This is a genomic window from Enterobacter sp. BIDMC 27 (assembly GCF_000534415.1).
Taxonomy (GTDB): Bacteria; Pseudomonadota; Gammaproteobacteria; order Enterobacterales; family Enterobacteriaceae; genus Enterobacter; species Enterobacter hormaechei_C.
The window spans coordinates 2827718-2849967 of record NZ_KI973178.1; the positions used below are offsets into that span (position 1 = coordinate 2827718).

Below are 22250 nucleotides of genomic sequence, written 5' to 3' on the forward strand. Positions count from 1 at the left end.
CAACACGCCGGGCTTCTTTTTTGTATCCAGCCGACGAATGATTTAAGCTGACGGTTTAGGGCAACGGAGTGATGGCAATGGGCAATGTGACCAAAGACGAAGCGCTGTACCAGGAGATGTGTCGGGTGGTAGGCAAGGTCGTTCTCGAAATGCGTGATTTAGGGCAGGAGCCGAAACATATTGTCATTGCGGGCGTTCTGCGTACCGCGCTGGCGAACCAGCGCGTTAAGCGCAGTGAGTTGACCACCAAAGCGATGGAAACGGTGGTTAAAGCGCTGGCTGGCTAACTCGCCAGCGCTTCGCGAGCAGCTCAAGCGAGCAGCAGAGCAGGTAATAGATCACACCCGTGAAGATAAAAATGGCCGCCGGGTAAATTTGCACCCGGTTGTTGATCTGTCCCGCCACCGTGGTCAGTTCAGGAACGTTCACGATAAATGCCAGCGACGTATCCTTCAGCAGGCTGATAAAAATCCCCACCAGCGACGGCAGAATATTTCTCAGCGCCTGCGGCAGCAGCACGCGCCACAGCGTTTGCTGCGTACTGAACCCTTGAGAAAGCGCGGCCTCATTCTGGCCCGACGGCAGGGCTCTCAGTCCGGCTAACACCGAATGCATCACCGCAGCCGCGGTAAACCAGGCCAGCGCCAGCGTGACGGTCGTCGCGCCCGGGAGATCCCTGCCGGTTATCAGTGGCAGCAGATACCACATCCAGAATATCACGAAGATCAGGGGGATCCCGCGAATCAACTCTGCCCACGCAAACAGCGCGCTGCGCACCACGCCGGGATAGCGCCAGGCGACGCAGGCCAGCACAATCCCGCCGGGCAGGGCAAGCGCGGCGGCGCCTGCGGCCATCAGCAGTGAGAGCAGTACGCCGCCGGGTTCTCCCGCAGCCGCACGTCCCCAAAGCAGATAATCCAGGTTTTCGACAATAACGTTAAATCCGGGGAGCATGATATTTCCTCCCTGAATGGGGGCCGAGGCGCACCAGCACGCTTCCCGTCACCATCCCGGTAAGCAAGTAAAGCACCGTACCGACGGTGAAGGCTTCCAGTGCATGGGCGTTGTAACTTTCTATCTGGCGGACCTGGTAGGTCAGTTCGGCGAAGCCAATCCCGCTCGCGAGCGAGGAGAGCTTCATCAGGTTAAGGTACTGGCCGACGACGGGCTGCCACGCGTTAGCGAGCCCCTGTGGCAGAAGAATGTAGCGAAACAGACGCCATGAGGAAAATCCCTGAGCGAGCGCCGCCTCCCGTTGCCCGGCAGGTACGGAACGCAGCCCCGATTCCACTTCTTCAATTAAAAACGCCGAGGTAAAGACGCCTAACCCCCAGGCGGAGCATAAAAACTCTGGCGTAAACCACCAGACGTCACCGGGTAAAATGGACCAGCTGTGGTCTGCGTTCACCGCGTCGCGCAGCCCCTGCGGCAACCCGTTCCAGGCGGCGAAATACCAGAACAGCAGCTGTACCAGCAGCGGCGTATTGCGAAACAGCGATACCCAGCAGCTGACGATCAATGTCCCGAAACGTCCCCCGGAAAGCCGCAAAAGCATAAAGAACAAGGCGAGCAGGCTGGCCAGCATAATCCCCGCCAGCGTCACCCACAGAGTGGTGAGGAATCCGGAGAGGATCCAGTGCAGGGGCTGTCCGGCCAGCACCCCCTGCCAGTCCAGAGCGGGCATTACAGTTGCTCCTGATGCAGCGGATCCAGCACTTTTTGCAGGAAACGCCTCGCACGGGGATGCGACGGTTGATTGAAAAATTGCGCCGGGGGCGCGGTTTCCAGAATTTTTCCGCCGTCGATAAAGACGATTCGATCGGCAATTTCCCGGGCGAACTGCATCTCATGCGTAACGACAATCATGGTGATCCCGCTGTGGGCGAGGGTTTTCATCACAAACAGCACTTCGCCAATCATTTCCGGGTCGAGTGCCGACGTCGGCTCGTCAAAGAGAATGATTTGCGGCGACGAGGCCAGAGCACGGGCAATCGCCACGCGCTGCTGCTGTCCGCCGGAAAGTTCAGCGGGGAAGCGGTGCGCCTTCTCCAGCATGCCGACCTTCTCCAGCAGCGCCAGCGCGCGCTCCTGGGCGGGCAGGGGTTTCCAGCCGTGAACGTGCTCCAGTGCCAGGGTGATGTTCTGACTGGCGGTAAGGTGGGCATAGAGATTGAACTGCTGGAACACAAACCCGACGCGGCTGCGTAACTGACGTAGCCTGCTGCCGGAAAGCTGTCCGGTCGGCTTGTGGTCGATCAGAATCTCCCCGCCGCTCAGGCTCTCAAGCTGGTTGATAAGCCGAATCAGGGTCGATTTTCCGGAACCCGAAGGGCCGAGAATGGCAACCACTTCACCCGGCATGATGGTGAGGTTAATGTCGGTTAAAACCGGATGGTCGCCGTAGCGTTTGTCCACATGGCGAAACTCAACGCTGGCCTGTTCCAGATGTGAAAAATCCGCGGCATTGGCCGCGGAGCGTGAAAATAAACCTGAGAGCATATTACCGGGCTTCTATTTTAAAGTTACGAGGCTGTGGAGCTGGGGTGCCTGGACCGAACCAGACGTCATAGATTTTTGCCGCCTGGCCGTTTTTCTCCAGGGTTACCAGCTCATCGTTAACGGCTTTCAGCAGCGCCGTTTCACCCTTTTTCACCCCCACGCCAATCTCTTCTTTACTGAGCAGGTCGGGCAGGATTTTGAAGTCGGCTTTATCCGGCGCCTGCGCCAGCAGACCGGCCAGAATGGTGCTGTCCTGGGTAATGGCCTGCACGTTGCCATTGCGCAGTGCCGTCAGCGCCAGCGGGATATCATCGTAAGAGAGGACGCGGGACTGCGGAAAACGCTGGTGCAGCGCCTGTTCGCCCGTCGTACCTTTTACGGCGCCAATGCGTGCCCGGCTATAGTCATCAAGCTTGTCCGGTGATTTTGCCGGAACCAGGAACTGCTGGCCGGTGACAAAGTAAGGCGTTGAGAAATCAATGACCTGTGCGCGTTCCGGAGTGATCGTGATATCCGCCACGATGAGATCCGCTTTTCCGGACTGTAGCAGCGGAATACGGTTAGCCGGATTGGTGGCGACCAGTTCAAGCTTTACGCCGAGCGATTTCGCCAGCGCTTTGGCGAAGTCCACGTCGTAACCCACTATCTCATGCGTTTTGGCATCAATCGAGCCAAAGGGTGGATTGGCATCAAACGTGGCCACTTTCACCACGCCTGCTGCCTTGATATCCGCCAGCCGATCGGCCTGCGCCTGCGCTGAAACCAGGCCCCAGGCTGCCACTAATCCCAGAACCTGCGCCCGTTTTTTAAACCCTTTCATTTTTGCAGCCATAGTCATACGCCATCCCGTTGTTTTTGTTTTACTCCGTTACGCTCCCATAAGGGAAAGCTATCGCCAAATAAGAAATCGTTCTTTGCTCTGAGAAAAAAAGCATGAGTGAACAAGGTGTTAAAGAAGAGAGCAGACGGCGGGGCGCTATTTGCAGATCCTGCACATCGACAGTGGATTTTGATATTTCCCCCGGGCGCAATTTGGGTGTTTAACTGAGGACAGGTTAAGCGAGAAGGGTAATGACGATGAAAAAATGGATAAGCACGTTACGGCGGTTATTTGCGCCCCGACCAGTGAATGCGGAGAACAGCGCGCAACGTGTTCTTGAGTCAATACTACCTGTCGCCAGCCTGTATGGCGTGGACGTAGCCAACATCGACCCGGAGTGGTTCCATGATAAAACGTCACGCTGAACTGCGCCGGACGCGCGAAATGTACTGGAATGAGCTGTGCGTGGTGTCTGTAAAGCGAGGATGAAGGGAAAAATACCCAGGCTAATCCTCGGTAAATGATGGCCGTTTTGTTACCACTATCTCCTTTCACAGATGGAGATAATATTGAAACGGACAGTATTAACCCCCGCGCTTTCTGCCTCCGCACTTCTGCTTACCATGCAGGCGGCACACGCTGGTCCACAGGCGCATGTTGTATGCAGTTATTCCCACACCCTCGGCGATGATGCCATTATGATGTTCGGCATGCCCAATGAGGCTATGCTGCACGATTTTTTTGGTAACGTGCACGCGGATGCTTACTCCAGCCGTGAATCTCTGCGTACCCAGGAAAAGACCACCTGCGATAACAAAGCAGACAGCTCGGCCTACTGGGCTCCGTCGCTAAAATTGCCGGACGGAACGGTGGTCAAACCCGCCTATCAAAAAACCTATTATCAGGCATCGAACGTTGACGCCTGGCCGCTTCATTCGTTTCCGCCGGGGCTGTCGCTGCTGGCCGGCGATCATCATGGCACCGCGCCAAATACGCATATCACCTTTTTATGCGCCAATGGCAAGGGCTACACCACCAGAACGGGTGAAGTCTGCGGCTTACGCAAGGCGAAGGATGCCGTGCAGTTTAATATCGGCATTCAGTTCCCGAACTGCTGGGACGGGGTCAACCTGAAGCCCGCCCACGGCCTGGCTAACGCCACCTACGATACGAAAGGACAGTGTCCGTCCGCCTTCCCGGTGAAGATCCCGACGGTGAACATGAATATTGCGTACGTGCTTCCGACAATTAGCTCTCTGGATACCAGCAAAGTCCAGCTTTCCCTCGACCCCATCATGCATGGCAGTGAGCGTGAAGAGCGGTGGGGGAGCCTATATACGGCGCATGCTGACTTTATGAACGGCTGGACGGAAGATGCCGCGCGATTTATGACCGACCTGTGCATGAACCGGGGAATGGATTGCGGCACCACCGTGCCGTATGGTTATTCAAAAGCGAAGGCTAACGTCTGGCTCAGCAGCATGGAACCGGCACTTTCACAGCCCGATCCCCAGGTCTTACTGGTGCAGGATAACTGGAAGAACGGTGGACGCACGAAAAACAGCGAAACATTGTCGCTGGTGAAGTTCAATATCCCTCCGCTGCCTGTCGGACAGGATCCTGCCCAGTTTAAATACCGCGTGAGAATTTATGGCGGGAAAGTGGAAACTGACGGCGCGGATCAAATCTTCTTCTATCCGGCGAGTAACGACTGGGAACCGGCCACCGTGAGCTGGCAGTCACGACCCTCCTGCAACTATCGCTCGGATGCGGTGCTGTACCTGAACCACTCCCGCGAATACCGGATGGTGGACGTGGATAAAGCGGTGCGCAAGGCGCTGGCAGAAGGGAAAACCGACATTTCGTGGTATATCGGCGGCGATCGTCAGGGAAATCACTATCAGTTTGAGACGGGGTCATCTCCCCAAAGCCTGATCCTGATGCTGACCGGGTTTAGCAAAACGCCGGAGATCTGATAGCGGGTAGCAAAAGGCATTCATAAAAAAAAAGCACCGGGGAGCCCGGTGCTTTTTCTTCAGATCTTGCAGGCATCGCCGCAGTCGTCATCGGCGACAATCGCCTGGGCTTTTTTATCCGCATCGTCGAGACGTTCCGCGTTGCGCTCTTCTGCTTCATCCAGCCCGTTAAAGACTAAGTTATCGAGATCAATTTCCATGTGCCACCTGCGTTATTCAGTTTTTGATACTGGCACAGTATAAGTCAAAAAAAGCGGGCCAGGCACCCCTCAGCACATATGGATAATCCCTGCCATACTCAGTGCTTTATTGCTGAGGAAAGCCGATGATTACACTCTGTAAAACCTGCGGTACCGCTTACGATGAACAGCCCAAAAACTGCCCGATTTGCGACGATGAGCGCCAGTATGTCCCGGTGACGGGCCAGGCATGGACGGACTTCGACAGCCTTACGACCACGCACACCAACAAATGGCAACAGCTGGAGCCGCAGCTGTTCAGCATCAAAACCGTTCCCGCTTTTGCCATCAACCAGCGGGCGATTCTGCTGCGTACGCCACAGGGCAATGTTCTGTGGGACTGTATCGCCAATCTTGACCCGGCGACCAGAGCGTTAGTTGACGCGCTCGGGGGAATCAGCGCGATCGCGATTTCGCACCCGCATTACTACACCACCATGCAGGAGTGGGCCGCGGCGTTTAACGCACCGATCTACCTGCACGCCAGGGATCGGCAGTGGGTGATGCGTGACAGCCCGGCGATACGCTTCTGGGAGGAGGACGCCCTGGAGATTATGCCTTTGGTGACTCTGCTGCGGCTGGGCGGGCATTTTGCCGGCGGCACGGTGCTGCACTGGCAGTCAGGCGACGGCGTGCTGCTGGCCGGTGATATTTTGCAGGTTACGCCCGGTAAGGACGCCGTGTCGTTTATGTGGAGTTATCCGAATATGCTGCCGCTGCCTGCCCGCACCGTTGAGTCGGTGATTGGTCGACTGACAGGGAAAACGTACCAGCGCCTGTACGGGGCCTTTGAAGGGCAGAACATCCCGGCGAACGCGGATGAGATCGTGCAGCGGTCGGGCCAGAAATATATTGCTTGTCTCCGCTAAGGTGCGGTGGTTAAATTTTACGAGTGTGATCGCGATCATACCTAAACTAAAACAGATAAAAGAGAAATGGCTATGCAACATATCATTGAAGGTTTTCTCAGCTTTCAAAAAGAGATTTTCCCGCAACGTAAAGAGCTTTTTCGTAGTTTAGCGTCCAGTCAGAATCCCAAAGCGCTGTTCATCTCCTGCTCCGACAGCCGTCTGGTTCCGGAACTGGTTACGCAACAGGAGCCAGGACAGCTCTTTGTCATTCGAAACGCGGGCAACATTGTGCCACCGTTCGGGCCGGAGCCTGGCGGTGTCTCTGCGACCATCGAATATGCTGTTGTTGCCCTGGGCGTGACCGATATCGTTATTTGCGGCCACTCCAACTGCGGCGCAATGAAGGCGATTGCTGACAACGCCGATCTGGAGCCGATGCCGGCCGTTTCCCACTGGCTGCGCTATTCTGATGCGGCAAAAGCGGTGGTTGAGAAGAAAACCTGGGATAAGCCAATCGATAAAGTGAATGCGATGGTGCAGGAGAACGTCTTTGCGCAGCTGAGCAATATCAAGACCCATCCGTCGGTGGCGGTAGGCCTGCGCAACAACGCCATTCGCCTGCACGGCTGGGTATATGACATTGAAAGCGGCAAAATCCTTGCCCTGGACAAGAACACTAAATCGTTCGTGTCGCTGTCGGAAAACCCGGACGTCTTCTTCGAGTAACCCGACCCCGCAGGGCAGGGAAGCTCTGTTAAAATTCCATGAATGGTAACTTCCTTCGCACGCCTGTCGCAGGTTTTCCAGCCGCTTTCGCCATCGCTTTACCAATTTCAGCGCACTCAGACAAACCCTGAACAAAGGGATGATCGTGCATCAGCCAGGGGATCGCCCCAAAAGCGATGCGCCCCCGCAGTGATGCAGGCGCCAGCAACGTATAGTCTTCCCCCACGTCCGGGACGTCATCGCCGGTTTCCGCAAGCTGTTTACGCAGGGTGGGGAAGGGAATGTCCTTGTTTCTGAGTGGCTTTTGCCCGCGCGCATCAATAAACACGTCGAAGCGGTAACGCTTTTCTGCCGTGGTGATGACGGTCTGATCGCTGCCGATATCCAGGTCGTAATTATCACCGAGTGCGACCACGCTAATGATCCCTGCCTCGCGCAGCGCCAGTAAACGGCGGATAGACTGCGGTGGAATGGCGGCATAATTATCGATAAACACACGCTCCAGCCCGGATTTAAACCGCTCTCTGTCACGCTCACTGAGTGAAGGGACGATGGCCTGAACCACTTCATGCAGACGAAGCACGGTATAGCGCCAGGCAACGGTGCGTTTTTCGCGCTTGTTGCGCTCCACTTCTTTCAGATTCGCTTCGGCCCAGGTGAAAGGGCCATGCTTTTTACGATCCTCAAACCAGACATCACGAAGCGTGTCGGCATTCAGCGTACCGAGCGATATCGCCTGGCACCAGCGCGGGTCGGCCAGCTCGAGCTCTTTCACCATCAGCGCAAAGATGCGGTCAAGCAGCCCGTCCGGGCCTTTGGCGATTTCACTTTCCGCCACAGACTCCGTTAACACGGACAGCGGTTCATAAGGGATAGGGCAGTAAAAGTCGGCCTCCGGCAGAACGCCCGTGCGGGACATCAGCGTGATTTTTAGCCCTTCGCTGCCTTTATTGACAACGAACTGCTCCCCGCTAAACCGGCCATGCTGCATCACAACCGCCATTGCAGCGTCCAGGCCGCTGAGGGAAGTACCCATGATCCCCACCTCACAGGCTCGGACCTCCGCGTCCATCAGCCCTGACCATGGGCTTGGGAAATATGCGCGGGTGGTTTCATCTTCATCAGGCCAGACGTGGCCGGTGGCAACAACCGCAAGATCAAACCGCCTTGAGAAAGGGGCATCGTTCACTGAAAGGGCCACACCGTCTGCATCAGCCTTAATATCCGTGACTTCTGCGTTGGGGTGCACCTCGACATGAAAGCCCGACTTTTTCGCCTCAGCAACGACGGCAAGAAACCGATCGTGAAAATATTCACCCAACAGAATACGCGGCAGGAATTGCCGGTCGTGCAGTTTCTCACTATCGACGTTATAGCGGGCAAGATGGGCCGCACTCTGCTGTTTGAGCCAGTCGAGATAGGTAATAAAAATGGGCGGGATTTCGATACTGGCGATGTTCGCCAGCATCAGCCGGGAATTATCCTCGTCGCTGTAGGGCATCCCGACACCGGGTTGGTCTGCCTTTTCGAACACGGTGATCGAAAGCGGTGCTGCGTTGTTAAGAAGTGAGTAAAAGGTGTAAATCCCTGTTGGGCCTGAGCCGATAATAGCGATTTTTTTCATCGAAAGCGTTCCTGCGTTTCTGAACCATAAAATAAGCGTAGCAGGAGAAAGGCTAAGTCATTCAATGAAGGGAGAAATTAAGACGTTTAGAAGAGGGGATGTTGCCCCTCTTCCTGAACTTATGGAAAAGTTAAGTACAATTGACCCTGGCTGATTAGATATGATTCTGCCTGATTTCTGAAAGGAAAGACTGTTTGGTCCCAGGTTTAACGATTATCTGTATGTAATGGGGGTTAAAAAAGAGATAGGGTATTTAAATATATAGTGGGGCCAATATTATCCTTATTTTTATAACTGTGAGTGATGGAATAATCCAGCATTGGACTAATCCACTCCTTCTGTAAAGTAATAAAATAATAAGGTTTCCAGCCTTTAAAACAACCTTTCTGTCAGGGTCGCGAGGGCGTTTCGGCAGACGCTACGCGGCGTTCTTTTTATACCCTTCCTGGCATAAAACTCTTAAGAAAAGTCCAATGGTAGATCTTTGATCTGGGAAGTTGATTTTAAATGGGCTTTTGCTCTAATATGGTTTTGTAAAGAAACGTCACTCACTTAACATTTATTTCTTTTAAAGAAAGGGACTGCTATGGCCGATTCATTCCAGAATGAGGTGCCCAAGGCACGCATAAATTTAAAGCTGGCTCTGCATACAGGTGGCGCGCAGAAGAAAATCGAACTGCCGCTTAAACTCCTCACCGTCGGTGATTTCAGTAATGGAAAAGAGAATCGCCCATTATCGGAAAGGGAGAAAATTAACGTCAATAAAAATAACTTCAACAGCGTACTTTCGGAATTTAACCCGGAAGTGAATCTGACGGTTCCTAACACAATGGCCGGGGATGGTTCGGAAGAAAGCATAAAACTGAATTTCTCCGATATTAAGGATTTCGAACCTGAACAGGTTGCCCGCCAGATCCCCCAGCTCCGCGCCATGCTGGCCATGCGTAATTTATTACGCGACCTCAAATCCAATCTCCTTGATAACGCAAGTTTCAGAAAAGAACTCGAGAAAATTCTTAAAGACCCGGCGCTGTCTCAGGAATTACGCGACGAAATGAGTGCACTGGCCCCGAAATAAGCGGCATGTGTAATTTAATGGATTAACCGGGAATATGCTGATGTCTGTGAATACTGAAACCGCCTCCGCGCAGGGGCAGACCACCGTACTGGAAAAAGAGGGCGTTTACGCCTCCCTGTTTGAAAAAATCAACCTGACCCCGGCCTCCAGCCTGGGTGATATCAATGCGTTTCTGGATGACGCCGCGCTTTCTGACGCTCCGGCGGGTGAACGCCTGACGGCGGCGATGCAGGTGTTTATGGACTGCATCCGCAAATCCGGTCAGCCGGTGGAGAAGCTCGACAAAACGCTGATTGACCACCATATCGCTGAGCTGGATTTCCAGATTAGCCGTCAGCTGGATGCCGTAATGCATCACCAGGAGTTCCAGAAGGTGGAGTCCCTGTGGCGCGGCCTGAAGCAGCTGGTGGACAGCACCGACTACCGCCAGAACGTGAAAACCGAAATTCTGGATGTGTCGAAAGAAGATCTGCGTCAGGACTTTGAAGACGCGCCGGAACTTATCCAGAGCGGCCTCTACTGGCACACCTATACCGCCGAATACGACACCCCGGGCGGAGAGCCGATTGGTTCCGTGATTTCATCCTATGAATTTGACGCCAGCCCGCAGGATGTGGCGCTGCTGCGCAACATCTCTAAAGTGTCAGCTGCCGCACATATGCCGTTTATTGGCTCTGTCGGGCCGAAATTCTTCCTGAAAGACTCCATGGAAGAGGTGGCTGCAATTAAGGATATCGGCAACTACTTCGACCGCGCGGAATACATCAAGTGGAAATCGTTCCGCGACACCGACGACGCCCGCTACATCGGCCTCGTGATGCCGCGCGTGCTGGGGCGTCTGCCGTATGGCCCGGACACCGTACCTGTACGCAGCTTTAACTACGTTGAGCAGGTGAAAGGCCCGGATCACGAGAAATACCTGTGGACCAGCGCGTCGTTCTCCTTCGCGTCAAACATGGTGAAGAGCTTCATCAATAACGGCTGGTGCGTGCAGATCCGTGGCCCGCAGGCGGGCGGGGCGGTGAAAGACCTGCCTATTCATCTGTACGATCTGGGTACCGGCAACCAGGTGAAAATCCCGTCTGAGGTGATGATCCCGGAGACCCGCGAGTTTGAGTTTGCCAACCTCGGCTTTATCCCGCTCTCGTATTACAAAAACCGCGACTATGCCTGCTTCTTCTCGGCGAACTCCGCGCAGAAACCGGCGCTGTATGACACCGCAGATGCCACGGCCAACAGCCGCATCAACGCCCGTCTGCCGTATATCTTCCTGCTGTCGCGTATTGCGCACTATCTGAAGCTCATCCAGCGCGAGAACATTGGCACCACCAAGGACCGCCGTCTGCTGGAGCTGGAGCTGAATACCTGGGTGCGTAGTCTGGTGACGGAAATGACCGATCCGGGCGATGAGTTGCAGGCTTCTCATCCGCTGCGTGACGCGAAGGTGGTGGTGGAAGATATCGAAGACAACCCGGGTTTCTTCCGCGTGAAGCTGTTTGCGGTACCGCACTTCCAGGTGGAAGGCATGGATGTGAACCTGTCTCTGGTGAGCCAGATGCCGAAAGCGAAAGCGTAAGGCGGTAGCAGGGATGAAAATTTATCGTCCGTTATGGGAAGACGGGGCCTTCCTGGCCCCGCAGCAGTTCCAGCAGCAGGCCCGCTGGGATGCACATGTGGCCGACACTGTGGCCCGGATGGCGCTGGCGCACCCGTGGGGTGTGCTGTGCGCGGAGTTCGACGAAGGCGCGCTGGCCCTTTCACGGCTGAATGCCACCCGGCTTTGCGTGCGCTTTGCGGATGGTACGCTGGTGGACACAGATCTGGCGGATAACCTGCCGCCGGTATGTGATTTATCAGCGGCGGGGAGTGATGCAGTTGAAGTGCTGCTGTGTCTGCCACTCCTCAGCGCCAACGGCGGTAATCTGGATGACGGGCGGGACAGTGCCCGTCCGCGCCGCTGGCAGTCTGAACGGGTGACGGTGCAGGAACTGGCCGGGCATGAGCGCAGTGAACTGACGGTACTTCGTCATGCTCTGACGCTGCGGCTGTCGACGCAGGAAAACAGCGCCTGGCTTACCTGCCCGGTGGCGAGACTGATGCGAAACGCGCAGGGGCAGTGGGTACTGGAGCGGAGCTTTATTCCGCCGCTGCTCTCTTTGTCTGCCAGCCCGTTACTGCTCAGCGAACTGAGTGATTTGCTGCACCGCCTTGCGGCCCGGCGTAAGCGCCTGATGGCAATGCGCCGTGAAAGCAACGAGCGGATGGCGGACTTCGCGGTGGCCGATGTATCACTGTTCTGGTTGCTGAACGCCCTCAACAGCGTTGAGCCGGTACTGACGGAGCTGCACCAGGCGCCGTCCCGCCATCCGGAACTGCTGTACCGCGAGCTGGCCCGCCTTGCCGGCAGCCTGCTGACCTTTTCACTTGAACATGATGTGGACGCCATTCCCCCCTATCGGCATGACGCGCCGGAAACGGTGTTCCCGCCGCTGTTTACCCTGCTTGATAGTCTCCTTGAAGCCAGCCTGCCGTCGCGCGTGATCGCTATTGAACTGAAACAGGGCGAAGACCGGGAAATCTGGCGCGGGAAGCTGCACGACGCGCGGCTGCGTGAAGGGGCCGATTTCTATCTCTCCGTACGCTCCGCCATGCCAAACCACGAACTTCAGACGCGCTTCCCGCAACTGTGCAAGGCGGGCAGCCACGATGATGTCTCTGAGGTGGTGAATATCGCCCTGAGCGGGATGGTGATTAAACCGCTGAGTCACGTTCCGGCGGCCATCCCGCTGCGCCTGGAAAATCAGTATTTCGCGCTGGATCTGTCCACCGATGCTGCTCGTGCCATGCTGGAAGCCGGGAACTGTACCTTCTATACGCCGGGCTCCCTCGGTGAGGTGAAACTTGAACTGTTTGCGGTGCTGCGCTCATGAACGATGCCGACATTGACCTGATAAACAAAACGTTTTATCCGGGCTGGCTGTTGGTCAGCCAGTTGCGCAGCGGCCAGGAGGTAAAGGACGGCGAAGCGCTGTACCGACGGGCCTGCCGGTGGGTGAACGCCGCGCGTGAATCGCTGAACGAAGCCGGGTTCAGCACCACGTCCTGCGACCATATGCTGTATGCGTACTGCGCCCTGATGGATGAGAGCGTGCTGAACCGGGATAAACAGGATGACGGTTACCGCCAGTGGCGAAAAGACCCACTTCAGGCGCGGTTTTTCCGTACCCTGAATGCAGGGGAAGAGCTATGGGAGCGTATCCGTACGGCCCTGCGCGAACCTGCGCCGGATGTGGCGGTGCTGACCTGCCTGTACCGCACTCTGCAACTGGGCTTCACCGGCCAGTACCGCACGCAGGATGATGAGCGGCGTGAGGATGTGGTGCGCGCGCTCAGTGAGCGCGTACCGCCGTTTGCGCTGACCCAGGAAACGCCTGTGGTAGTCAGGGCATCCCGCCTGCGCAGCGGACGCCGGATGTACTGGCTGGGCTGGGCGGCGGGCGTGGTGGTGCTGGCGGCGCTGTGGTTCACCTTCTCATCAGTGCTGTCGCAGATGGTGGCGCAGATAGCGGGGCAGGGATAACGGATGCGTCAACTCACCCGAACGCTACTCACACTGTTTGCTGCTGTTCTGGCCCTGTGGCTGGTCGTGGGTTTCTGGCCGATTTCCACCATCAGCCGTTCTGTGCTCAGCGTCTGTATTCTGCTGGTCTGCGGTGCGGCGCTATGGCATCGGTGGCGGCGTCGCCAGTTCGTCATACCGGTAACAGAGCATGTCCTGCCCCCGGAAGATTTTCAGGGTGCGGTGGTGCTGGTCTGCGGCGATACGACCAGCCTGTTCCCTCCCGATACCGTTTATCGTGAAACCCGTCAGGGCTGGTACATACACGCGCAAAATGCAGAACAGCTGCCGCTGCTGGCGCAGCATCTGGCGGCTGTCCGTCCGGCGCTGATGTCGCAGGTCTCGGTATTGCTGGCGCTGATACCGGAACAGCAGACGTCGGAAGAGGCGTTGGCGCAGACGCTCCGTGGCTGGCGACGCAGTATAACGCAGTGCCGGAACTGGCTGAACGGTGTTCCGCCGGTATGGAGCGTGGCCTGGGTGTCGCCACCTGACCTTCACCCTAAAGAAGAGGCGCAGTGGTTTACCGTCACACCGGAGTTACCGGGCGTGCGGGTGCGGCAAAACGGACATGTCACCCTGCCGGTGACGGACTGGCAGTGGGAGAGCGGCAGCCGCGCCTCACGCCTTTATGACACGCTGTGGCTGGACAGCATACTGGCGCTGATGGCGCACCACCTCACCCGGCCACTCAGCGCCCGACAGGGTGAGCTTCCGCAGCTGAAACTCTGCGCGGCAGGTATCTGTCTGACACCGATCGCCGCAATAGAGGATAACCTCTGGCAACAGCAGATAGCCGGTATCACCACGCTTTGCCCGAAACCTGACTTTGCACCGGAATTACTGCCGCTGCCGGAGGTATTGCTGCCGTACCTGCCACGTCGTCACGGCATCAGCCGCCGGATGCAGAATATGCGGCTGGCCGGGGGGATCAGCTTTGTCTTCCTTGCGCTGGCAATGCTGGCTTCCTTTATCAACAACCAGCGGCTGGTGCGCAGCGTGGGCGACCACCTTGCCGTATACCACCGTCTCAGCGGCACGCCACCTGAGCCGAAGCAGCAGGCGCAGCTGCGTTTGCGGGCAGACAGCCGCCTGCTGGACGACTGGCTGCGGCGTGGCGAGCCACTGCGTTACGGGCTCGGCCTGTATCAGGGCATGCGTCTGATCCCGCCGGTAGAAGCCGCCATTAATAGCTGGACGCCACCGCCGCCACCTCGTCCGGTGATTAAGAAAATCGTGCAGGGGCCACAGACTGTCCGCCTCGACAGCATGTCGCTGTTTGATACCGGAAAGTGGGCGCTTAAACCCGCCTCAACAAAGCTGCTGGTGAACTCACTGGTGGGGATCAAGGCGAAGCCCGGCTGGCTGATTGTGGTCGCGGGCCATACCGACAGCACCGGGGATGACCAGTCCAACCAGGTGCTGTCGCTTAAGCGCGCGGAGTCGGTGCGCGACTGGATGCGGGATACCGGCGACGTGCCGGAAAGCTGTTTTGCGGTGCAGGGCTATGGTGAAAGCCGTCCTGTCGCCACCAACGACACCCCGGAAGGGCGTGCGCTCAACCGCCGTGTCGAAATCAGTCTGGTGCCACAGGCGAATGCCTGTCAGGCGCCGGGCACGACCCATGCGTCATCTCAGGATGATGGCGCTGATAACAATGTAACGGAGTAATTAACATGGCAATTCCAGTCTATCTGTGGCTGAAGGACGACGGCGGCGCGGACATCAAAGGGTCCGTGGACGTTCAGGATCGTGAAGGCAGTATCGAAGTGGTGGCCCAGGAGCACAACCTGTACATCCCGACCGATAACAATACCGGCAAGCTGACCGGCACCCGTATCCACACCCCGTTCCTGTTCACCAAGGAAATCGACTCCTCCAGCCCGTACCTGTACAAGGCGGTGACGACCGGCCAGACCCTGAAATCTGCTGAGTTCAAATGGTACAGAATCAATGACGCAGGCCAGGAAGTGGAGTACTTCAACACGAAGCTTGAGAACGTGAAGCTGGTGAAAGTGAATCCGAAGATGCATGACATCAAGGATCCTGCTTTCGAGAAGCACAACCACCTCGAGCAGATTGAACTGCGCTACGAAAAAATCACCTGGACCTACAAGGACGGCAACATCATTCATTCCGATTCCTGGAACGAACGCGCCACTGCGTAAGTCCCCGAGCAGACGGTCAGCCGTCTGCTTTTTTTGCTGAGCGCCTGCACTGACGGGTGGTCAGCAAAGAAAAACACAATCTGCCTGCCCGACCTGATGCGCTTTGGGTTCCTGAATAACAGGGAACAGCGACGGGCGGTAGCGTGTCCGGAACTGATAAAGAGAGAGTCTCATGGAAAATCCAGCCATCCTGTTACGCCGTCTTAACCCTTACTGTGCCCGCGCGATGGAAGGGGCCGCTTCCCTGTGCCAGACCCGCGCCCATGCGGAAATCCTGCCTGAGCACTGGCTGCTGAAACTGCTGGAACAGGGTGAGGGCGACCTGACGGTGCTGGCGCGGCGCTACGAATGGGATATGGATACGATATGGCAGGATATGCTGGGTTTTCTGGACAGCCTGCCACGGTCAGTGCGCAGCCGTCCGCAGCTTTCGGAGGGCGTGCAGTCACTGATGCAGGATGCCTGGCTGCACGCCTCGCTGGCGGAGGAAGAGCATATCCGCAGCATTCACCTCCTGATGGCTCTGGTGGAAAAACCGAAACTGCTGCGCTGCGACGGCCTGTGGCCGCTGCTGACGCTGGCGCAGAGCCAGCTTGAGCGCCTGCGTGGACTTCTGGATGCGCAGTCGGATGAACGCCCGGAGGTGCAGCAGGAAGCGGAGCTTACGCAGGGTGATGAGGTGGAGTTTGTCGGTCGTCCGGTGAATGCGGATATAAAAGGAGAGCTGAACCCGGCGTTGCAGAATGCGCTGGACAGGTTCACCCTCGACGTCACCGCCCGCGCCCGTGAGGGCAGAATCGACCCGGTCTATGGCCGCGACAATGAAATCCGCCAGATGGTGGACATTCTTTCCCGGCGCCGCAAGAACAACCCGATTCTGGTCGGCGAACCGGGGGTGGGTAAGACCGCGCTCGTGGAAGGACTGGCGCTGCGCATTCATAAGGGCAATGTGCCGGACGCGCTGAAGCCGGTCTCGGTACGCACCCTTGACCTCGGCCTGTTACAGGCCGGGGCGGGTGTGAAGGGGGAATTCGAGCAGCGCCTGAAAAACATCATCGACGCGGTGCAGCAGTCACCCCAGCCGGTTCTGCTCTTCATTGACGAGGCGCACACCATTATCGGCGCGGGCAACCAGGCGGGCGGCGCCGATGCGGCCAACCTGCTGAAACCGGCGCTCGCCCGCGGTGAGCTCAGAACCATCGCCGCCACCACCTGGAGTGAGTACAAACAGTACTTTGAGCGCGACGCCGCGCTGGAGCGTCGTTTCCAGATGGTTAAAGTTGATGAGCCGGACGACGACACCGCCTGCCTGATGCTGCGCGGACTCAAGTCACGCTACGCGGAGCACCATGGCGTACACATTACGGATGAGGCGGTTAAAGCTGCCGTCACGTTGTCCAGACGCTATCTGACCGGACGCCAGCTTCCTGACAAGGCGGTGGATTTGCTGGATACTGCCTCTGCCCGTGTCCGTATGAGCCTGGATACGGTGCCGGAGCCGCTGACCCGCATGAAGGCGCAGCTCACGGCACTGACTATGGAGAAGCAGGCGTTGCTGGAGGATATCGCGGTGAGCAACACCGCTCACGGCGAACGTCTGGCCGCCATCGGAGAGGAAGAGGTCGCCATCATTTTGCAGCTCGACGAACGGGAAGCCCAGTACGGCCAGGAGCTGAAACTGACGGAAGAACTGCTTGCCTGCCGCACGGATATCTCCCGTCAGGGGGAGATTGCGGACCTTCAGATGCAGCTTACTGCCGTGCAGCAGAATACCCCGCTGCTGGGGCTGGATGTGGACGCGCGTACCGTCGCCACCGTTATCGCCGACTGGACGGGCGTACCGCTCTCTTCCCTGATGAAGGACGAGCAGACGGAACTGCTGAGCCTTGAGCACAGTCTGGCGAAACGCGTTGTCGGTCAGGACAGTGCTCTCAATGCCATTGCGCAGCGCCTGCGCGCCAGCAAAACCGGTCTGGCGCCGGAGAACGGCCCGCAGGGCGTGTTCCTGCTTGTGGGGCCGAGCGGCACCGGCAAGACCGAAACCGCCCTGGCGCTGGCCGATGAACTGTTCGGCGGCGAGAAGTCCCTTATCACCATCAACCTTTCGGAATACCAGGAGCCACACACCGTCTCGCAGCTCAAGGGCTCACCTCCGGGCTACGTGGGTTACGGTCAGGGCGGCATTCTGACCGAAGCCGTCCGTAAGCGCCCGTACAGCGTGGTGCTGCTGGATGAAGTGGAAAAGGCGCACCGGGACGTGATGAACCTGTTCTACCAGGTGTTTGACCGGGGCGTCATGCGCGACGGCGAGGGGCGGGAAATTGACTTCCGCAACACGGTGATTCTGATGACCTCTAATCTCGGCAGCGACCTCATCATGCAGATGCTGGAGGAACAGCCGGAGGCGACAGAGCCGGATCTGCATGAACTGCTGCGTCCTGTCCTGCGGGACCACTTCCAGCCCGCGCTGCTGGCGCGCTTCCAGACGGTGATTTACCGTCCGCTGGCGCAGGCAGCGATGCGCACCATCGTGGAAATGAAGCTGGCGCAGGTCAGTAAACGCCTCAACCGTCACTACGGTATGAAGACCGATATCCACGAAAGTCTGTACGACGCACTGACCGATGCCTGCCTGCTGCCGGACACCGGGGCGCGCAATATCGACAGCCTGCTGAACCAGCAGATTCTGCCGGTGCTGAGCCAGCAGTTGCTGACCCACATGGCAGCGAAACAGAAACCACATACCCTGACGCTCGGCTGGAGTGATGAAGAGGGGATTGGGCTGGAGTGTAAACATGACTGAAGAAACTCAGGATCCGTCAAGAATTAAAGAAGGTGGTCTCAGGCTACTTACGACGGGTGAGATACAGCTGGCACACTCAGTTTTTTATCCACTATTGATTATTCGAAAGTATGGATCCACAGGGAAAGTTACCTCCCTTTCAATTTACAGGATAAGAATACGGCGATGACACCGGACGGGGAGATCTATTTTCGCGATCAATACTGCGATGATTTTTCCCAGACGACAGACGATCTTCAACATATGTTCATCCATGAAATGGGGCATGTTTGGCAACGTGAAAAAGGGATGAATGTAAGCTTCAGAGGATTGGTTAGCTGGATGGTGAGCTATCACTATATACTTGATGGTCGTCTCTTAAGTGAATATTCGATGGAGCAACAGGCGCAGATTATTGCAGATAATTTTACGTTGCAAACGCAGGGATATAAGATATGGCATCGATTATGGGGCAGTAAATATCCAACTATTACTCTGGATGGTGATACTACTGAATCAGTAATACGTGAACAATACAAAATTGCGTTACGAGGGTTCCCATGGTAAAAGTGTTTGGTTTTGGTAAGTGTTGGCCTGTTGTTTTTTCTGGTTTGTGTCTGGTGATTTTAACCGGATGCCCGGGCCCGGGAGATAGGTTTATCCCCCATGAAACCACTTCTGTTAGTAAACAGGGAAAAAACGTATGTTTTAACATTACAGATGCTCAGGATTATCAACCTGCTGACATAGGAATAAATCCGCGCGGAACTCCCTTGAAGGAAAAGGACTTTAATTTTTCCCCTGAACTTACGATCGTTGATGGAAAATTATGTATTCCTCCTTCTTTTTATCACTTCCCTGATAATGGGAAGTTTATTGTTGAATATATATTAATTTCAAAGAAACATGATGAGCCACGAAAATTTGTTGTCGGCGTGGGGATAAATCATGGGGTGGTTTACAATTTTCCGTTGACCGATCGTGAAATTGCAAGGCCGTATGGTTCAATTAAAGTTTCTGAATAGTGCTCCGGTTTAACGTCATGAAGCTTTTTATCTTTTTAGCTTTAGTGGTGGCGGGAGTACTGTTTCATCCGGATACGTATTTTTACACAATCGTTAAGCGCTTTATCCCCATCACTGGTGACGGCGAATACGGCATGAACAATTTTGAAATGACCGTTTTGCTGATGAAAATCCTCGCCTGCGCCCTCGGGGCTGGAACCGTAATCACCCTTTTTCGTACTCGCTGAGTACCCTGATTGAACCTGTTACTTACCCGTTGGCAATAAAGTCATGGACTGCAGGTTATCCCATGGAGTCAATATCATGAGTCTGACAGATACGCTTAAGAACACCCTGTCTGCGCTAACTGAAGGCGGGCTGAACCGCTATCGTCTGGATATTCCGTCCTGCACAGCCTTACTGGATGTGGAAACTTTCAGCGGTAAGGAGTTTATGAGTGAGCTTTATTACTACCAGGTTATCTTTACCAGCAGCGATCAAAATATCAGTTCAGCGCAATTACTGACTAAGCCTGCCACGCTGACCATGGGGACAGGGCCGCTGATGGGGCTGACCGGGCAGAAAGTGGTACATGGTGTGGTGACGCATTTTAAGCGTATCAGTGGTTCACGCGACCAGGCGACATACCAGATTATTATTGAGCCATTCCTGTCCCTGTTGCGCAAACAATTCCGTACCCACCGCTTTTTCGTCAATAAGTCGGTCCCGGAAGTTGTCACCGAAGTATTGCAGGAGCATGGCCTGAAAGGCTGGGAGTATGAGTTTACCCTCAAAGCAGACTATCCGAAGCGTGAGCAGATAAATCAGTACCAGGAAAGTGACCTGGCGTTTATCCAGCGTCTGTTGGCGGAGGTGGGGATATTTTACTGGTTTACCCTCCAGGAAGATGCACAGAGCGAAGTGGTACATTTTGCGGATGCGCAACGGGCGCTGATGTTTGGCAAAACGCTGCCGGTGAACAGTCCGTCCGGGATGAGCGACAGCGGGGCGGAATCGATATGGGGGCTGAACGTCACGCACAGCGTGGTGGAAGCGAGCGTCACCACAAAGGATTACAACCACCGTGACGCGCAGAGCATCCTTCAGTCCGCGCCGGCAGATATGACACGGGGCGATGGTGAGGGGAACACTTATGGTGAGGTGTACCACTACCGACTACGCCATCTGGAGCGGGGCGACAAAATAGATCCCGCGGCAGAAACGGCTAACTTTTACGCCCGCCTTGACCATGAACGTTTTCTGGCAAACAAGATACAGATAACCGGCGTCAGTACAGATGCGACACTAGCTCCAGCACAGGTGCTGACTGTCACCGATAGCCTACCATCCTCCTTGCCGACACCATTACAGGAACCGATATTAATTACCGGAACAGGTCTTATCGCCAGCCGCAAAAGCGCCCTGCGGGTAACCTTACTGGCGGTGCCATACAGCGAAACGGTGTGCTGGCGTCCGCCGCTGCTGCCACGTCCAAAAGTGACCGGCACCATGACTGCCCGTATCACCAGCGCGAAGGCTAATGATATCTACGCCTGGCAGGATGCGTCCGGTCTGTACCGGGTGAAATTCGACGCTGACCGGGACGGCAAGTCACCGGGTCAAGAGAGCATGCCGGTACGCCTCGCCAAACCTTATGGTGGCGACGTATACGGCTTTCACTTCCCGCTGATCCAGGGCACGGAGGTGGCGATAGCATTCCACGAAGGCGATCCTGACCGCCCGTATATCGCCCATGCGCTGCACGACTCGCGGCATGTCGACCATGTAACGGAGAAGAACAGTACACGCAACGTAATCCGCACGCCGACGAACAACAAGCTGCGAATGGAAGATAAACGGGGTGAGCAGCATATCAAGATCAGCACCGAGTATGGCGGTAAGACTCAACTTAACCTTGGTCATAACGTCGATGCCGAACGGACCTTACGGGGTGAAGGTGCCGAACTCAGAACAGATGACTGGGTGAGTATCCGGGGTGGCAAAGGGATATTACTGAGCGCAGATAGACAGCCTGGTGCGCAGGGCGAAATGCTTGACATGGAAGCAGCTATCCTGCAACTGAAACAGGCATTGTCACTGGCTGAAAGCCTGAGTGCAGCGGCGGGTAGTGCTAAAGCAACACCGTCTGAAAAAGACAGTCAGTCACAGCTAAATACCGCACTGAATGAGCTTCAGGAAGCGGGGATACTGGCTTATGCGCCTCATGGTGTTGGCATCGTCAGCCCGGAAGCTATTCGTGTTGCTTCAGGTGAGCAGAGCGTGGGTATTGTGTCAGGTAAAAACACGGATATTAGTGCGGCAAAATCATTCACTGTTGCTGCAAAAGAAACCGTCAGCCTGTTTGCACAAGGTGAAGGAATGCAGCTGTTCTCTGGAAATGGGGTAGTGGACATTCAGGCACAGGGTGATGCCATGAATATCCAGGCTCTTAAAGACGTTTCTGTTGTGAGTAATACCGGAAAAATTACTATCAATGCCAGCCAGGAATTACTGATGACCTGCGGTGGGGCCTATATCCGGATGAGTGGAGGGGATATAGAATGTGGTTGTCCCGGTAACATCTTACTGAAAGCCGCGAACGTGCAGAAAATGGGCGCTGCCAATATTAATGTTCCTGCCAAAGAACTTCCCATGGGATTCGGAGGAAGTTATGTTCTGACTGATGATAAGGATATTCCGTTCAGCAAAACGATGTACCGTATTACCACATCCGAAGGTGCAGTATTCAGCGGCGAAACTGACGAACAGGGGAATACGCTACCAGTGTTTACCGCATTCCCTTCTGACATGAAAATCGAAATTTTGCGCAGTGGCAGCAAATAATCCCGGAAAATCATACTCTA

21 protein-coding genes and 1 pseudogene are annotated in these 22250 nt (G+C 55.8%); 16 read left to right on the plus strand and 6 right to left on the minus strand.

The annotated features are described in order from the left end of the window. The first annotated feature begins 77 nt into the window (after window positions 1–77). Window positions 78–287: a fumarate hydratase FumD gene (gene fumD / locus L463_RS09320; RefSeq protein ID WP_003857676.1), complete on the plus strand. Its 210-nt coding sequence runs from the start codon at window positions 78–80 to the stop codon at window positions 285–287. Here the strand turns inward: fumD and L463_RS09315 are convergent. The 4 genes from L463_RS09315 to L463_RS09300 are packed head-to-tail and all read right to left on the minus strand — an operon-like array spanning window position 268 to window position 3331. Then, the gene (locus L463_RS09315) at window positions 268–954 is read right to left on the minus strand and encodes an amino acid ABC transporter permease (protein WP_032673191.1); all 687 of its coding nucleotides are present in this window, start codon (window positions 952–954) and stop codon (window positions 268–270) included. The two genes, fumD and L463_RS09315, sit on opposite strands and share 20 nt — an antisense overlap. Further along, on the minus strand, window positions 938–1684 hold the full coding sequence (locus L463_RS09310) for an amino acid ABC transporter permease (protein WP_032103704.1): 747 nt from the start codon (window positions 1682–1684) through the stop codon (window positions 938–940). The genes L463_RS09315 and L463_RS09310 overlap by 17 nt, the downstream gene beginning before the upstream one ends. Beyond that, the gene (locus L463_RS09305; protein ID WP_032103702.1) at window positions 1684–2499 is read right to left on the minus strand and encodes an amino acid ABC transporter ATP-binding protein; all 816 of its coding nucleotides are present in this window, start codon (window positions 2497–2499) and stop codon (window positions 1684–1686) included. The genes L463_RS09310 and L463_RS09305 overlap by 1 nt, the downstream gene beginning before the upstream one ends. Before the next feature lies 1 nt (window position 2500). Continuing rightward, complete coding sequence (locus L463_RS09300; RefSeq protein WP_044488997.1) at window positions 2501–3331, minus strand: ABC transporter substrate-binding protein; 831 nt, start codon at window positions 3329–3331, stop codon at window positions 2501–2503. A gap of 245 nt (window positions 3332–3576) precedes the next feature. Between L463_RS09300 and L463_RS24415 the strand changes: the two genes are divergently transcribed. Both L463_RS24415 and L463_RS09290 read left to right on the plus strand, forming a co-directional pair. Then, a complete protein-coding gene (locus tag L463_RS24415; protein ID WP_032103701.1) occupies window positions 3577–3744 on the plus strand; it encodes a hypothetical protein in 168 nt (55 codons plus the stop codon). A gap of 144 nt (window positions 3745–3888) precedes the next feature. Then, window positions 3889–5295 (plus strand): DUF1996 domain-containing protein, encoded by a 1407-nt coding sequence (locus L463_RS09290; protein ID WP_032103700.1) that lies wholly within the window; start codon window positions 3889–3891, stop codon window positions 5293–5295. 59 nt (window positions 5296–5354) lie between these two features. Here L463_RS09290 and L463_RS24300 read toward each other — a convergent pair whose 3' ends face one another. Beyond that, window positions 5355–5495: a hypothetical protein gene (locus tag L463_RS24300; protein WP_003857665.1), complete on the minus strand. Its 141-nt coding sequence runs from the start codon at window positions 5493–5495 to the stop codon at window positions 5355–5357. 125 nt (window positions 5496–5620) lie between these two features. On the opposite strand from L463_RS24300, the gene L463_RS09280 reads away from it, so the two are divergent. Both L463_RS09280 and L463_RS09275 read left to right on the plus strand, forming a co-directional pair. Next, window positions 5621–6403, plus strand: a complete 783-nt coding sequence (locus L463_RS09280; RefSeq protein ID WP_032103699.1) for an MBL fold metallo-hydrolase — start codon at window positions 5621–5623, stop codon at window positions 6401–6403. 72 nt (window positions 6404–6475) lie between these two features. Beyond that, window positions 6476–7111, plus strand: a complete 636-nt coding sequence (locus tag L463_RS09275; RefSeq protein ID WP_015570694.1) for a carbonic anhydrase — start codon at window positions 6476–6478, stop codon at window positions 7109–7111. 28 nt (window positions 7112–7139) lie between these two features. Here the strand turns inward: L463_RS09275 and L463_RS09270 are convergent, their stop codons facing one another. Further along, the gene (locus L463_RS09270) at window positions 7140–8735 is read right to left on the minus strand and encodes an FAD-NAD(P)-binding protein (protein ID WP_032103697.1); all 1596 of its coding nucleotides are present in this window, start codon (window positions 8733–8735) and stop codon (window positions 7140–7142) included. A gap of 586 nt (window positions 8736–9321) precedes the next feature. Between L463_RS09270 and tssB the strand changes: the two genes are divergently transcribed. The 11 genes and pseudogenes from tssB (at window position 9322) to L463_RS09225 (ending at window position 22230) form a co-directional block, all read left to right on the plus strand. After that, window positions 9322–9813 carry a type VI secretion system contractile sheath small subunit gene (gene tssB / locus L463_RS09265; protein WP_032673192.1) on the plus strand — a complete coding sequence of 164 codons (492 nt, stop codon included), beginning with the start codon at window positions 9322–9324 and terminating at the stop codon, window positions 9811–9813. Between the two features lie 40 nt (window positions 9814–9853). Then, complete coding sequence (tssC, locus tag L463_RS09260) at window positions 9854–11389, plus strand: type VI secretion system contractile sheath large subunit (protein WP_023324775.1); 1536 nt, start codon at window positions 9854–9856, stop codon at window positions 11387–11389. Between the two features lie 13 nt (window positions 11390–11402). After that, window positions 11403–12743: a type VI secretion system baseplate subunit TssK gene (gene tssK / locus L463_RS09255; RefSeq protein ID WP_023296377.1), complete on the plus strand. Its 1341-nt coding sequence runs from the start codon at window positions 11403–11405 to the stop codon at window positions 12741–12743. Next, window positions 12740–13393 carry a type VI secretion system protein TssL, short form gene (gene tssL / locus L463_RS09250; protein WP_023296378.1) on the plus strand — a complete coding sequence of 218 codons (654 nt, stop codon included), beginning with the start codon at window positions 12740–12742 and terminating at the stop codon, window positions 13391–13393. Before tssK ends, tssL begins: the two co-directional genes overlap by 4 nt. Before the next feature lie 3 nt (window positions 13394–13396). Then, window positions 13397–15103 (plus strand): OmpA family protein, encoded by a 1707-nt coding sequence (locus L463_RS09245; protein WP_032673193.1) that lies wholly within the window; start codon window positions 13397–13399, stop codon window positions 15101–15103. A gap of 5 nt (window positions 15104–15108) precedes the next feature. Beyond that, entirely contained in the window at window positions 15109–15600 is a 492-nt protein-coding gene (hcp, locus tag L463_RS09240; protein WP_009653685.1) for a type VI secretion system effector Hcp, read from the plus strand. A 172-nt stretch (window positions 15601–15772) separates the two neighbouring features. After that, window positions 15773–18403, plus strand: a complete 2631-nt coding sequence (gene tssH / locus L463_RS09235; protein WP_032673194.1) for a type VI secretion system ATPase TssH — start codon at window positions 15773–15775, stop codon at window positions 18401–18403. Next, window positions 18396–18949 (plus strand): annotated as a pseudogene (locus L463_RS0122760) (type IV secretion protein Rhs). Before tssH ends, L463_RS0122760 begins: the two are co-directional and overlap by 8 nt. Continuing rightward, window positions 18943–19407 (plus strand): putative T6SS immunity periplasmic lipoprotein, encoded by a 465-nt coding sequence (locus L463_RS23615; protein WP_223826504.1) that lies wholly within the window; start codon window positions 18943–18945, stop codon window positions 19405–19407. The pseudogene L463_RS0122760 and the gene L463_RS23615 overlap by 7 nt, the downstream one beginning before the upstream one ends. A gap of 17 nt (window positions 19408–19424) precedes the next feature. Beyond that, window positions 19425–19634 (plus strand): hypothetical protein, encoded by a 210-nt coding sequence (locus L463_RS09230; protein WP_032103550.1) that lies wholly within the window; start codon window positions 19425–19427, stop codon window positions 19632–19634. Window positions 19635–19710: 76 nt separating this feature from the next. Further along, a complete protein-coding gene (locus L463_RS09225; protein ID WP_032103549.1) occupies window positions 19711–22230 on the plus strand; it encodes a type VI secretion system Vgr family protein in 2520 nt (839 codons plus the stop codon). The last annotated feature ends 20 nt before the right edge of the window (window positions 22231–22250 follow it).

Bases quoted from the DNA above. Each gene is read 5' to 3' on its own strand.
- fumD (WP_003857676.1), top strand. From the start codon at position 78: ATGGGCAATGTGACCAAAGACGAAGCGCTGTACCAGGAGATGTGTCGG.
- L463_RS09315 (WP_032673191.1), bottom strand. From the start codon at position 954: ATGCTCCCCGGATTTAACGTTATTGTCGAAAACCTGGATTATCTGCTT.
- L463_RS09310 (WP_032103704.1), bottom strand. From the start codon at position 1,684: ATGCCCGCTCTGGACTGGCAGGGGGTGCTGGCCGGACAGCCCCTGCAC.
- L463_RS09305 (WP_032103702.1), bottom strand. From the start codon at position 2,499: ATGCTCTCAGGTTTATTTTCACGCTCCGCGGCCAATGCCGCGGATTTT.
- L463_RS09300 (WP_044488997.1), bottom strand. From the start codon at position 3,331: ATGGCTGCAAAAATGAAAGGGTTTAAAAAACGGGCGCAGGTTCTGGGA.
- L463_RS24415 (WP_032103701.1), top strand. From the start codon at position 3,577: ATGAAAAAATGGATAAGCACGTTACGGCGGTTATTTGCGCCCCGACCA.
- L463_RS24300 (WP_003857665.1), bottom strand. From the start codon at position 5,495: ATGGAAATTGATCTCGATAACTTAGTCTTTAACGGGCTGGATGAAGCA.
- L463_RS09280 (WP_032103699.1), top strand. From the start codon at position 5,621: ATGATTACACTCTGTAAAACCTGCGGTACCGCTTACGATGAACAGCCC.
- L463_RS09275 (WP_015570694.1), top strand. From the start codon at position 6,476: ATGCAACATATCATTGAAGGTTTTCTCAGCTTTCAAAAAGAGATTTTC.
- L463_RS09270 (WP_032103697.1), bottom strand. From the start codon at position 8,735: ATGAAAAAAATCGCTATTATCGGCTCAGGCCCAACAGGGATTTACACC.
- tssB (WP_032673192.1), top strand. From the start codon at position 9,322: ATGGCCGATTCATTCCAGAATGAGGTGCCCAAGGCACGCATAAATTTA.
- tssC (WP_023324775.1), top strand. From the start codon at position 9,854: ATGTCTGTGAATACTGAAACCGCCTCCGCGCAGGGGCAGACCACCGTA.
- tssK (WP_023296377.1), top strand. From the start codon at position 11,403: ATGAAAATTTATCGTCCGTTATGGGAAGACGGGGCCTTCCTGGCCCCG.
- tssL (WP_023296378.1), top strand. From the start codon at position 12,740: ATGAACGATGCCGACATTGACCTGATAAACAAAACGTTTTATCCGGGC.
- L463_RS09245 (WP_032673193.1), top strand. From the start codon at position 13,397: ATGCGTCAACTCACCCGAACGCTACTCACACTGTTTGCTGCTGTTCTG.
- hcp (WP_009653685.1), top strand. From the start codon at position 15,109: ATGGCAATTCCAGTCTATCTGTGGCTGAAGGACGACGGCGGCGCGGAC.
- tssH (WP_032673194.1), top strand. From the start codon at position 15,773: ATGGAAAATCCAGCCATCCTGTTACGCCGTCTTAACCCTTACTGTGCC.
- L463_RS23615 (WP_223826504.1), top strand. From the start codon at position 18,943: ATGGTAAAAGTGTTTGGTTTTGGTAAGTGTTGGCCTGTTGTTTTTTCT.
- L463_RS09230 (WP_032103550.1), top strand. From the start codon at position 19,425: ATGAAGCTTTTTATCTTTTTAGCTTTAGTGGTGGCGGGAGTACTGTTT.
- L463_RS09225 (WP_032103549.1), top strand. From the start codon at position 19,711: ATGAGTCTGACAGATACGCTTAAGAACACCCTGTCTGCGCTAACTGAA.